This window comes from Gracilimonas sp., assembly GCF_035704785.1.
In the GTDB taxonomy this organism is placed as follows: Bacteria; Bacteroidota; Rhodothermia; order Balneolales; family Balneolaceae; genus Gracilimonas.
Genome location: NZ_DASSWP010000135.1, coordinates 1 through 13,501 on the forward strand (window position 1 = coordinate 1; position 13,501 = coordinate 13,501).

The 13,501-nt window shown below is 41.8% G+C and carries 9 protein-coding genes; 1 reads left to right on the plus strand and 8 read right to left on the minus strand.

What is annotated here, in order from left to right:
• Positions 1 to 109: 109 nt before the first annotated feature.
• The 5 genes from dxs to VFM80_RS08195 all read right to left on the minus strand — a co-directional run bounded on the left by dxs (position 110) and on the right by VFM80_RS08195 (position 6,535).
• Entirely contained in the window at positions 110 to 2,032 is a 1,923-nt protein-coding gene (gene dxs / locus VFM80_RS08175; RefSeq protein WP_395071336.1) for a 1-deoxy-D-xylulose-5-phosphate synthase, read from the minus strand.
• A gap of 10 nt (positions 2,033 to 2,042) precedes the next feature.
• Entirely contained in the window at positions 2,043 to 2,246 is a 204-nt protein-coding gene (gene xseB / locus VFM80_RS08180) for an exodeoxyribonuclease VII small subunit (RefSeq protein WP_395071337.1), read from the minus strand.
• Positions 2,247 to 2,413: 167 nt separating this feature from the next.
• A complete protein-coding gene (locus tag VFM80_RS08185; protein WP_395071338.1) occupies positions 2,414 to 4,819 on the minus strand; it encodes a DNA internalization-related competence protein ComEC/Rec2 in 2,406 nt (801 codons plus the stop codon).
• A gap of 82 nt (positions 4,820 to 4,901) precedes the next feature.
• Positions 4,902 to 6,047 (minus strand): PQQ-dependent sugar dehydrogenase, encoded by a 1,146-nt coding sequence (locus VFM80_RS08190; protein WP_395071356.1) that lies wholly within the window; start codon positions 6,045 to 6,047, stop codon positions 4,902 to 4,904.
• Positions 6,048 to 6,076: 29 nt separating this feature from the next.
• Positions 6,077 to 6,535 (minus strand): thioredoxin family protein, encoded by a 459-nt coding sequence (locus VFM80_RS08195; protein WP_395071339.1) that lies wholly within the window; start codon positions 6,533 to 6,535, stop codon positions 6,077 to 6,079.
• A 126-nt stretch (positions 6,536 to 6,661) separates the two neighbouring features.
• Here VFM80_RS08195 and VFM80_RS08200 point away from each other — a divergent pair, with 126 nt between their 5' ends.
• Positions 6,662 to 6,865: a hypothetical protein gene (locus tag VFM80_RS08200; protein ID WP_395071340.1), complete on the plus strand. Its 204-nt coding sequence runs from the start codon at positions 6,662 to 6,664 to the stop codon at positions 6,863 to 6,865.
• A 5-nt stretch (positions 6,866 to 6,870) separates the two neighbouring features.
• On the opposite strand, the gene VFM80_RS08205 is transcribed toward VFM80_RS08200, so the two are convergent.
• The 3 genes from VFM80_RS08205 to VFM80_RS08215 all read right to left on the minus strand — a co-directional run bounded on the left by VFM80_RS08205 (position 6,871) and on the right by VFM80_RS08215 (position 13,309).
• Positions 6,871 to 7,389 (minus strand): Pycsar system effector family protein, encoded by a 519-nt coding sequence (locus tag VFM80_RS08205; RefSeq protein ID WP_395071341.1) that lies wholly within the window; start codon positions 7,387 to 7,389, stop codon positions 6,871 to 6,873.
• A 113-nt stretch (positions 7,390 to 7,502) separates the two neighbouring features.
• Positions 7,503 to 9,476, minus strand: coding sequence for a tetratricopeptide repeat protein (locus VFM80_RS08210; protein WP_395071342.1), 1,974 nt, complete (start codon positions 9,474 to 9,476; stop codon positions 7,503 to 7,505).
• 98 nt (positions 9,477 to 9,574) lie between these two features.
• Entirely contained in the window at positions 9,575 to 13,309 is a 3,735-nt protein-coding gene (locus VFM80_RS08215) for a BamA/TamA family outer membrane protein (protein WP_395071343.1), read from the minus strand.
• Positions 13,310 to 13,501 lie beyond the last annotated feature (192 nt).

Consider the following 13,501-nt stretch of genomic DNA (forward strand, 5'->3'; position numbering starts at 1 on the left):
TTAAGCAGAACAACTCCTTCTACATTTGAATAGACCGGTTGTTCTTCACTTTTAAAGCAACCGGTCAGTAATACCGCACTTAAAATAATTATCTGGCTAAATTTCAAAACTAAACCTTTATTAAATTTTTCTGTTTAACAATCTCTACGATTCCGGCGACACCAATTCCAATTTCATCGTGAAGTTGCTCTTGTGTACCATGCTCTATAATACGATCAGGAATGCCCATTATTTTAAGGGTTGGCCGATCCGGCTTCTCGGCAATGTATTCAGCAACCGCGCTGCCAAAGCCACCTAACTTCGTTCCATCTTCTAAAGTTACGATGTGCCGGTAATTTTGACAAACCTCATCTATCAAATTTGTATCTAAAGGTTTCGCAAAACGCATATCAAAATGCCCTATTTCAACGCCTTCATTAGATAATATTTCAGCCGCTTCAGTTACATATTTACCTATTGGCCCAAAACTCAGAATGGCGATATCCTCACCTTCTCTAAGCTGAATCCCTTTCCCAACTTCCATAGAACTGAATCCTTCTTTTACTTTCATCCCCGTGGCTTCCCCCCTTGGATAGCGAATAGCCCAGGAGGCGTCATCGAATTTAGATGCTGTGTACATCATGTCTCGCAGATCCTGTTCATTCAGAGGAGAGGAGATGATCAAATTCGGTACGGCTCGCATAAATGAAATATCGTAAGCACCATGGTGCGTAGGCCCGTCAGCCCCTACTAATCCCGCACGATCGATACAGAAAACAACCGGTAAATTTTGAATCGCAACGTCATGGACTAACTGGTCATATCCTCTTTGGAGAAAGGAAGAATAAATAGCACAAAATGGTTTTTTCCCTTCTGCAGCAAGTCCGGCGGCAAATGTTACGGCATGCTGTTCAGCAATGCCTACATCAAAGGCTCGGTCGGGGAAAGCTTCCATCATAGGCAATAAACTGGAACCGCTTGGCATGGCGGGCGTCATGCTTACAATTCGTTCGTCTTCTTTTGCAAGTTCAACCAGCGCTTCTCCAAATACATCCTGGTACTTGGGTGCTGACTTCTTTTTAGCAGGTGATGGGGTTACCAGCGTCTTACCGGTAATCTTATCAAAAGGACTGCTGGAAGCGTGCCATTTTGTTTGTTCTCTCTCAGCCGGGGCAAATCCTTTCCCTTTCACCGTTACAATATGCAGTAGTTTTGGCCCTTTAACTTCTTTAAGGTCTTCAAGCATATCTCTGAGGCCGTCTACATCATGTCCATCAGTTGGGCCATAATATTTGAATCCCAGAGCACGAAATAATGATCCCGGTGTAAGGGCTGCCATCATAGCATTTTCAAGCCTGGAAGCTACCTTCCTCATTTTATCACCGGCTGATTTAAAGTGGCCGAGCATGTCGTACACTTCATCACGCATTTTATTGAAGGTCTTGCTGGTTGTGATATCAGCTAAATATTCTTTCAGTGCCCCAACATTTGGATCTATCGACATGTTGTTGTCATTAAGGATCACCAAAATATCACTGTTCATGGCGCCGGCATTATTCATGGCTTCAAATGCGAGTCCTGCGGTCATGGCTCCATCACCTATAACGGCTACTACTTTTTTCCCGGATTTGTCCAGATCACGCGCCACAGCCATTCCAAGCGCCGCGGAAATTGAAGTACTTGAATGCCCCACGCCAAAAGTATCATACTCACTTTCAGAGCGTTTAGGAAAACCTGACAGCCCTCCATAAACACGATTTGTGTGAAACTGATCACGCCGGCCGGTCAGTATTTTATGCCCATAAGCCTGATGGCCCACATCCCAAACCAATAGATCATCCGGGGTATCATATACATAATGAAGCGCCGTCGTCAATTCAACTACCCCAAGACTTGCACCAAAGTGCCCCCCATGTACAGAAACAATGTCAACGATATACTGACGCAGCTCATCACATACATCTTGAAGCTGTGTTGGCTTCAATTTCTTGAGATCAGCAGGGGAATTAATGTTTGCCAGCAATGGCCCCGGTTTTGGCTGTTTAAGCTCCATAATTTCTCTTTTACTGAGTATTTGCTTCGTTTACGTTCTCAATACGAAGCTCGGCTTGTTCAAGAATTTCTGTGCAAAACTTCGACATTTTAACGCCTTCTTCGTACAATTTAACGGAATCTTCCAGTGTAATGTCTTCGTCTTCAAGTTGTTCCACAATGGATTCCAGTTTCTTTAAAGCCTCTTCGAAGCTAAGTCGTTCCTTTTCTGCCATTAAGATTTTCTGAGCAAGTTAATTATAACATTCTTTAACCCTGAAGGATACCGGTTTTTTAGCAAAAAGGCATGTTATGAAAACGCAATGATTTAAAGTAATTCTACGTCCACAAAAGATATTTATTCTGCCAACCCATATGGGAGTTTTCTAAAACAGGGTGTCTATTATTGCCAATGAACCCGCTTGATCGTTTCACCATCAGATTCTAAGATGACAGCGCGTTCCCGGCTGGTGAAAAGAAGTTCTGCCTTTGTTTGGCTAAGACGATAAAGGGCTTCTTTATGAGGGTGACGAAACCTGTTGCTCTCTGCTAAAGAGATCATTGCCATTTCCGGGGTAACCTGCTTTAGGAAAGCAAAACCGGAACTAGTTCTGCTTCCATGATGGCCTACTTTCAATACGTCAGTGTCTAAAAGATCACCATACTTATGGACCAACCTTTCCTCCTGATCTTCGCCGGCATCTCCTGTAAATAGGAATTCAGTTTCTCCGTAGATAATATTCATGACCAAGGAATGTTCGTTTGGATCAGAATTGTAAACAATACCATCAGGACCTAAGACCAGAAATAACATAGCGGGATCTAATGCCAGAGAGTCACCGGATCGAAGTGATCTGATTGGAATGGACTTTTCCCGAGCCATTCTTTGGTAGGCATGGTAAAGATCAGAGTCATATTCATAACCGGAATTGTAGATAACATTGATCGGCATGCTCTCCATCAGATCCATGATACCGCCAATATGATCGGCATGAGGATGACTGAGTATAATAGCATCCAGTTTTTTTATTCCGGATGAACTCAGGTGTGGAACAATTACGGATCTGCCACTGCTATAACCCGGAGACCATACCCCTGCGTCAATCAAAATATGTTTTCCTGATGGGGTGCTTAACAATGCGGCGTCTCCCTGACCAACATCGAAAAAGGTAATTACAAGCTTGGCAGGTTGCAGCTTCTCTATTGTATTTAATGACAACATTAAACATGCTGTCGCCAATACACCTATACTCAATTTCCATCTCAAAGCTGATATCTGCCACGCAGAAACAGTACAGATCACAAATAGCCAAAGCACAAAGATAAGGCTGCTTTCCAGGCTGGCGGTGGTCCAGGCCCAGTCCCAGGTGGCCGCAGTATTTACAAAATCACTCATCCATCCCAAAAATACAGAGGATGGGTAATTGATGATCAGTCCAACTAAAGGAAATATGGCTGTTGCGAATAAAGCAATTAATGATAGCGGTACTACGATCCCCAATAACGGTACAAAAAGAGCATTTGCAATGGGGCTTACTAATGAAATTTCCCCAAAATAGTATACTTGCAGCGGATATAACCCAAATTGAACCACTAATGATACAATAACTACCATAAGGGGCTTTCCATACCACTTGATCCTGACCCAATATGGCAGCATGTTTTGGATAACAGGCAGTATAAGCAATATTATTAAAACCGCTGAGAACGATAACTGAAAACCAATCTCAAAAAGCTGAGCCGGATCAATTATCAAAAGTACAATAGCAGCGGCAGCGGTCAGATTGATAGAATTATTTACCCGATAGAAGAGCTTACCATAACTTAGAAATCCGGCCATAACTGATGCACGCATCACTGAAGGCGAAAACCCCGTGATTCCGGCATAGCAGATCAGCAATAAGATCAGTAACCCGAGTCCAATTATACTGCCGTATCTTTTAGTCCAGAAATATGGAATTATGATCCAGAACGGGGCTACAATGAATCCTACATGTAAACCCGAGACTGCCATAATATGGGATAGTCCTGCACGAGCAAATGCCGTCTTTGACTCGGAATCCAAGTCCTGTTTATAACCAACCAACAGTGCTTTGGCAATTGGAGCCGTCTCTTTTTCAAAATTCTTATCTACTAATGCCAATGCTTTTTCACGCCACCAAACCCACTCATTCAGCTCATTATTGGGGATAATTTCATTAAGGTTTTTGGCTTTGATTTGTGCCGAAATTCCCTGCGACTTCAGATAGCTTTTATAGTCAAAGTCCCGGGGATTCCGCTTTTCAGAAATGGGGATAAGGGTGCCTGAGAATATTACCTGATCACCCAATGTAGGTTGTTCGGATAATTCATCTGCCAATACTCGAATTTTATAACTTTGGGAAGAAGTGACTTTTTCAAAAACAGTTTCCTCAACTAAAACATCCCATCGTATTTTCCCGGCGGCAGTGGTAGAAATGGATCGAACTTTACCTTTTATCTCCACCTCTTCCCAGGGTGATAGATCGATCAGCTGTATTGTTTTGGAAGAGCTTTTTTCTGAACTGATCGCCATTAGAAAGACCCCGAACGAAATTATCATCAGAATAAATATAAAAGAACTCAGATCAGACAAAAATACACTGATCGCCTGCTTATTCAGCCATTCAATCAGTAAAAAAAATGTTACGACAAGAGTGAAAACACCGACACTTAGAACCAAGGAAGGTTCATAAAAATAAAAAAGCAGAATACCTGCTATCAGTAATAAAACTATTCTGACAGCAGGATATCTGCTAAATGGGAATCGGTATGATCGTCGGGGCTCCATAACAGTTAGAGCGACGAGAATTCAATTCCTTACAAAAAAATTTAAAATTTTTGAGACCGCTAATGCGATCTCAAGAATAATGTTAGTTCTCAGAAGGAACCAGGCGGTAAACGCCATCACCTTCGACTGTGAAGTAGATATATCCATCCGGGCCTTCTTCAATGGCACGGATTCTTCCTACTCCTTCAACAAGTTTCGTTTCCTCGAGAATTTCATTCCCCTCTACATCTAAATGGGCGATGTAAGAGAATTTAAGGGAAGCGACTAATAGATCTCCTTCCCATCCCGGATATTTGTCGCTGGTCACGAATGTCATACCTGCCGGTGCAATCGATGGATCCCAATACAAAATAGGCTGCTCCATACCGGCCCTTGCAGTATCTTCCGCAAACTCAGTACCATTGTAGTTGATACCATAACTTATAACCGGCCATCCATAATTATTACCCGGCTCAATGATGTTGACCTCATCTCCACCTTGCGGGCCGTGCTCATTTGCCCATACAATACCGCTCTCCGGATTCAAAGCCATGCCTTGAGGGTTTCGGTGCCCATAGGAATAGACAGCTTCCTTAGCTCCGTCCTCTCCTACAAATGGATTATCTGAGGGAATGCTTCCGTCGTCATTCAATCGGTAGATCTTTCCACCATCCATGGTAATATCCTGTGGAAGTACGTCACGATTTCCCCTGTCACCGATAGAGAAAAACATATATCCGTCGTTATCAAAAACGATACGGCTTCCGTAATGCTGACCCCGGGTTGAATTCGGCTCAGCCTTATAAAGTTCTTCTACATTTACTAATGCATCATTTTCAAGTTTTGCACGAATAATGGCGGTGTTACTTCCTTCCCCACTGCCGGCACTCGAAGAGTATGAAAAATAGATCCATCCGTTCTCCTCGTAGTTGGGGTGAAGTTCAATATCAAGGAAGCCTCCCTGCCCGTTTACATCCAGGTCAGATGGAATTCCATCTGTGATCTCAGCTACAATTTCACCGTCACTGATTCGATATAACGTCCCTGATTTTTCTGTAACCAACATATCACCATCGGGAAGAAAAGCGATTCCCCACCCAATTCCGGTTCCTGAAACCACCTTTTCAGCTTCAACACTTAGGTCGGCTGCGGGTGACTCCATGGATTCCTCACCTGCCTGTCCATTGCAGCCGATAGCTATCATAAAGACAGCGAGCAAAAATCCCATATTAGTAGCAATTTTCTTCATACTCATAATAATTCTCTTATTAGTTAATGTTATTGATATAAAAATTGTCTGAATTCATCCACGCCCATATAACCGGTTTTTTTCTTGATAACGTTTCCTTCAGCATCAAGGATCAGTGAAGTCGGAAATACATAGGCGCCTTTGCTTTGAGCGAAATCTATAGAAGGGATCTCCTCTCCATTAAAGCGAATAGTTTCGGTCGAATTTCCATCGATCCGAACCGGGATGTAGCTCGCATCCAAAACCTGCCGAACGGTAGAATCGGGAAATACCTCCCTATCCATAGCCCTGCAGTATTTACAGCCAATCTCATATACATCCACAAAGATCAGTTTATCAGTTGCTGCTGCCACTTCCTGAGCTTCATGAATCGGGACCCACTCCGGTGAATTGTCATTTACCGGTGCCTGTACCTTACTCAACGAGATATACACAAAGATTCCTAAAAAAATGCTGACCGCAATTATGACAATGTTCTTCTTTTTCATGACGTTTTTTAGTTTGAATATTCTAAAATACTAAAAGTTAGCGTGTGATTTAACTGAACGAATTTAAAACAGGTTAAAGTTCAAAAGCTAAGAACAGATTTTTTTACCTTCAGAAAAAAATATTCTATGAAAGAAAGAGATTCTTATCGCCTGGGGAAAGTACAGGTAACTATCGCCGAAACAGAAAAACCCAACAAATTAAACGTTGAGTGCTTTGACGGGGAATATCATTCGGAATTTACAGTAAGTGAATATGAATTCAAGAACTATCGCAGGTTGATGAATCAGCGTATCACTCAGGCATACAAAAATATTGATGAAGATGAGTAGTTGTCTTAAAACCAGAACTCTTCAGAGATAAGAAAATAAACAATGATATAACTGCTTACCGAAAGTACCAGCCCTATCATAAATACGTTGTATGCAATTCTGATCAACCGGTATTTTTCTGATAATACTGAGCCTAATCCATGCAAGTCTCTAGCCATGGTGTCGTAAAGGCGCTCACTGTCAACCATCAATTCTTCCATGCCGGTTACGTAATCTTCCCGGCTCAGTTTAAAAAAGTTTCCGAAGAACAAAATATTGGATCTATTGGCGCGCACATCTTCCAGCGTGACTTCTTCTTTACTAACCCTGGGGCGGGCTGCCAATACAGAATATACCAAAGCTATCATACATGAGATCAGCAGAATAGAGGTTGGAACTAATAACCAGGGGTTTGAATCTATTTTAGGGGAAATAGAAGCCAGTATAATGGAAATAATGATCCCATTGATACTGATCATAATATTGGATTTATTATCGGCTATAGCACTTAGTTCGATGTGCGTTCGATAGGAAGTGCGGAACATGTCCGAAACTCCCCGTTTTCGTGAACCTAAATCTTTGCCATTATTCTCTTCTTCTGTTTTTTTTTTCTTCCATTCTGTATAGGATTAGTGTACTCCTCAAAATACCCAAAAAATTACATTTCGGTTATTTTAAATTTTTCATTCTTGACCGGTGGTAACCCAATTTTTTCTATTAATGCATGAAATCTTGGATCGGCCGCTAATATTTTATTAAAAGGTAAGGTCTTGATCAAAAGAAGTGAACCTAGTTTTAAATCATAAGCCTTATTAAGATATTCAAAGGCGAGGTCGATCTCACCTTTTGCTGTATAGGCTATGGCATAATCAAGCATTAGGTTTTGCTCCGGTTCTTCTTCTTGTCTCTTACTGATGAGTTCGATGTTTTCTTCCGCCTGCTTATTATTTCCCATTAACGCATAAAGACTTGCGAGCTGTGCCCCTCCATTATATTTTGAATCCATCAGGTTGATATATTTTTTGACGGTTCTGAGCGCTTTGTCATACTTTTTTTGACTCATATAAACCAGAGCTTTTCCTTCTATAGCGGACCTAAAAAGCGGGTCCAGTTCCAGTGCTTCATTAAATGCATTCAGAGCTTTTTCATATTCACCAACAACCCAATAGGAGCGACCAAGTTCCAGTAAAGCCGGAAGTGATAACGGATCGATCTTTACGGCTGCTTCAGCTTGCTGCAACATTTTATCAAACCTTCCGATAATGCGATAATAAAAGGACAGAGCCTGTCGTGCTTCGCTGTTATCGGGCTCCATGGTAATGGCCTTTCTTAAGTTTGCTTCTGCCAAATTGAAGTCCCACTTACCAAACAAATTTACATAACCAAGTGCCACGTATGAGTCAGCTCTGGAGTTATTAATCTCAATGGCCTTAAGTGCATTCTTCTCTGCCATTTGGAATGCTTTTTCTGCATTCATATATCCGATCGTTCCTAAAAAGGTATAGCAGTTAGCGAGATAGGAATATGCATTTGTGTAGGTGTTACACTCGTGAATGGCTTTGTTGAACAACTCTATTGCTTTTCTAATGGCTTCCGGTGTGCGCTTATTCCAGTAAAACAATCCTTGCAAATAAAAGTTGTAGGCGTCAATGTTCTCTGTAGAAGACTCATATATTCTTTTTCTCTTTTGGACAGCAATACTGCTTTCTAATTTATCCACGATCTTTCGGGCAATTTCATCCTGTACATCAAAAATATCTTTTAGCTCCCGGTCAAAATTTTCCGACCATATATGGAATCCGGTGTCACTGCTGATAAGCTGTGCGGTTACCCTGATCCGATCACCGGCCTTACGAACACTTCCCTCCAGTAAATACGATACATTTAACTCTTTACCAATATCACGAATGTCTTTGGTTACTTTTTTGTAGGAGAAAACAGTTGTCCGTGAAGCTACTTGTATGTCTTTAATTCCGGCAAGCGCATTGATAATCTCTTCCGTAATTCCGTCACTAAAATAATCGTTGCCGTTTTCGGAACTGAAATTAGTAAAAGGCAGAACAGCTACACTGTTTTGATTACTGCCTGTGATGTCTTTAATGTGTTGCTGTTCCGGTATGATAAGTCCGTTATCGGCAAGAGCATAAATGCTTACCGGCATGTAAATGTTCTTCAGCTCGTGTTCTCCAAAAGATTCTACGCGTATCCCCGGATGATTTTTTATTTCATCAAATACCTTCCCGGATATCATTACCGACCCGGTAACTCCCAAGGCTTGAATACGTGCGGCCACATTTACTGCATCCCCGTAAATACCTTCATTATCATACACCACATCTCCGATGTGAATGCCAATTCGTAAAGGTACTACGGGCTGCTCAATTAATTCTTTTTGTATATCCCGAGCACAATTTACCACATCAAGCGCACTACCAAACATCATGAGTGTTCCATCCCCATAATACTGCATAACCTGCCCGTGATATTTTAATATGAAATCTTCTATCACAGCTCTTTGTCTGTCCCGCAGATCTTTGGCTTTATCCTCGTCGTCTTGCATCATCTTTGAATAACCGATAATGTCTGCAAACATGATGGCAGCGAGTAACCTGATGTTATTATTTTCATCCATTACTGAAATATTTGATGCGTAATATAAGCAATTATCTTACTTCAAAGGCATCTAACCCACTAATTTTGTTTTCTCAAAAGCCTGAAGACTTGTAGGATTTAAAATAAGAATCCCGCTTTCACGGTAAATAATGACCCCTCTTCTGAAAAACCAATGCCGCCATTTACGAGGAATGAATCAAAAATGTTTAACCAAATTCCTCCTCCATAGCCCTGATGCCAAACTGACGAAGATTCTGAGTCTGTCCAAACCCTCCCTACATCGTAAAAACCATTTATCCCGACTTTGCCACCCAACAGGTAATTATAAAAATCGAAAAGCTCGATTCTCATTTCTGTATTATTATAAAGGCTGGATCTCCCTGAAAAACGCCGGCTTCTGAATCCACGCAGGTTTGTAGTCCCCCCCAATGTACTTGCTTCATAAAAAGGGAAGTTCCCAATATTCTGGTCCGCCCCAATTCTGTTGGCGAATGTAATTTGGCGATTTATTGAGGGTGATAAATAGATCTCCAAGCCAGATCGTACAGTTCCGAAATAGTCATTTGTGTTTTGAACCCCTACACTAAGATGAGCTTCTGCATTCAGGCGATATCCCTTTCTGGGGTTTATATTGTTATCAAGGTCGTTGATCTTAATTACTGTTCGGACACCTGTAAACCATTGCTCATCAAACTCTCCGGCACCAATACCGGAATTTGGATCTGTGACAATGTTATTCGGATCCCGCTCTACATTCGTGGCTTTAAAACTCAACCCTGCATAGAATTCCAGGATATTTTTTGAGATTCCCAAGCCCGGTTCAATGGAATATTGATATAGCCTTGCGCGGTAATAGTTTTCCGAGCGTTCTTCCAATGTGGTTTCATTTCCCAAACCGAAAAAATTCCGATAGCTTTTTGGGAACAAGAACTGTGCTTCTAATTCAGCCCGCCATTTACCGGCTACCTCATTCCACAATCCGTTATATCTTATGTTGGCTGCTCCGGTACGGGGCGCATAATTTCCTCTGACAAAATGTTTTGAGGCCGGGTTTTTTCTGAATCCGTGCTGTATAAATTCAGGACCTCCACCTAAGAATACTCCGTCATTACTGTTGTATTCAAAATAAAGCTTTGCCAAAACTGTATTCCACCTGAAATCATCCTTGTAGTTGTAATATACATTCTCACGAATATCAGCCCTTTTTACTTTGGAATTATCCCCGGCATTGATTGAATTTCCGGTTTCTGTTTCGTGGATCTCCACCGTTTTTTGGAGGCCAACTTTTGTGGTTTCATCCCAATAACCATCATTTCCGGAACCGCCTATAACACGTATTTTAATTGGATTGGAAGCTTCTCCTGCAAGCATAAACTCGTCATTTCCACCCATTCCAAAAAGACGCAATTCATTGGTCTCCTTATTGTGAAAAGTTCGGTCATAATAACGTTCACGCAGTTCCCCTTCTCCGGATAGCTTAAATACCTGAACCTGTATTTTTTCATCATCTACAATAGTCACCAAAAACCGCTCTCTTTTGTTGCTGCCGGGAATGGAAACAACGCGACTTATAAGACTGTAATATTCTTCGGCTATCTCAGAAATTTTATCTCTTCTTTCTTTGAGTACCCGAATGGTTTCCTCCCCATACTTTTCAAAAACAGGTTCGGGATAATTTTTTACAGCTTGTTCAATAACTTCGTCACCCAAATTTGATCTGATCTCTTCTGCCGCCTCCAACCAGTCTTCTTTAGTGAGTTGATTGGTAAACCTCCGTGTCAGAGCAAGTGAGTTTTGGTTGAGTCCTTTTAGGTTTCCATAGCTTTCATCAAAGTTTTGGTACTGCACAAATGGTCCGAATATTTTGGCCAAACCCGGAATCAAGCCGGTCATGTTCATCATGGCGAGGTCACGGTCGCGCGGAATGGGTTTGTAGATCTTTCCCTTTTCATCTTCCGGCTCAAAAGAGGCCCACCGCCACTGGTCGCTATGCCTATCCCAATCAGCCAACAGCATATCAAACAATCTGTTTTTTGCGAATAGTTTTTGGTCTACCCTATGATCAATGTCATTATCCAGTTCCCTGAAAAGTTCAGTGCTGCTAAGTATTTCATCTGAATTTCCCATATGATCTACGTCACTCATATCTCCATTCGGCCGGACCTCAAATAGGGCGACTTGATTGCTCATTTCTTCTTTGTAGACTCCCAGCATAGGGTCTTCGGGTATGAAATAAAGTTTGGGGTTTGTATGGTAAATTCCAATGGCATTCGCCATATCCGGTATCAATACTGCTGCGTATGGATTTAAGATCGAGAATTGATCCTGCGCTAAATCTAAAGCAACGGTCTTACGGAGTTCTTCATCCCAGATTCGCCCGGCTTCTTTATCCACCGAGCGTAATACATAATCCCGGCCATCTTCTCTTTCAAAGTGAATCGTTGTTGATTGTCCTTTACCTCCCATTCTTATGGGCTCTAGTCCTCCTTCCATTTCGGTGAGATCAAAGAGCGGGTATTCACTTTTAACAGACCAGTATTTTCTGTTATGCTCACCGGCTAACCATTCATATAAACGGGATCTATTATCATAGTCAGGATTTGGGGCGACCATTTTTGTGCTGTCAGAGTAATCTATATCCGGAATATCAAGTGAATCTTCATCATCAAAAGCATCCAGATAAGGCTCTTTTAGCCGGTTTCGGTATAATAGTTTTCCTGTAGAACCATCGCTTTCCGGCGCCCAGGCTTCTACCCACACAGAACCGTCTCCATAATATTTTACACTCATAAATCCTTTGCCGGAGTGGGTGAATTCTGCTCCCCGGTCTTTAGCCACATAACCCTCTTTTGTCCCGGATCCACTTACCAAATAATGGTGATTTATTCGTTTCCCCTCGTCTTTATGATACTGTAAACTGTGTGAGTGGCCGGAGGCATAAATGAGGTCTTCAATTTCGTGTGCCCTGAAGATCTCCCGTAAAGCACGAACCATTTCTGCATATCTATGATGACTTACATCCTGTTCGAGCCCAAACACTCTTCGATATATGGCATATAAGCTCCCAAAAACAGGAGGCTTCAGGTGAGTAGAAGGGGGCAAATATCCACCGTGAGTACCGTGAGTAACCAAAGGGTGATGGGCTGCAATGAGCAGAAAATCATTCCGCTGCTTTTTTAAGATGTCATCCAATTCGATGAGCACATCTCCGGCATCAAATAGTTCATATTCACCGGTGTCACCATAGGGTTTGTCATATTTATGAAGCCACCATTGAGTATCCAAGGCAATGAGCCTAATATCTTCCCGCAATCTTGGGTCTTCGTCATCATCCATCAGCTTAATATTTACCGGCCCGGGAAAGCCATCTTCAGGAATGAACGTATTTCCTTTTCCAAGATACTCTTCAACAAAACGCTCTTGCCTGTTTACCGCTTCCAATCCTCCCCTTTTGCCGTCATTCCAATCGTGATTGCCGGGAATGAAGAAAATGCGCCCCGAATAATTTTTTACTGTTTTGAGCTGCTCTATGATTCGCTGTTCGTAAAACTTTCTATCCGGATGTGTTGAGTCCGGCAGTCCATTTAGATAGATGTTATCTCCCAAAAAGATAGCAGCACTGTGTTCACCGGCTTTTTCCAAAAAAAACTGCAGAAGTTTAAGGGTTGGTTCCTGAACTTCTAAAGAAGGCGCGCCGGCATCACCTATCAAAAATGTTTGGTAGACTAAATCTTCTTCAGGGGGCGGGTTCAGTAAAAAGGGATCTCCGTCATCGGTATCAATAAAAGTCTGACTCGAAGAGCAGGATACTAAGAACAGCAAAATTATAAAAGATCCGGTTTTGTTAAGCATGCTTGTAAATTACCTAAGCTACGATTAACAAAAAATAGGTATAGGAGATTGTTATTTTAGGAAAGGGAGGAAAATAAAAGACATAAAAAAAGCCGGCCTTTTTGGACCCGCTGCTTTGATTTTTGAGTAACTGTTTTCAATATACGGTGGAAACCTACCCTCGACCAAATCTAATTTCTTTTCTATAAGTAA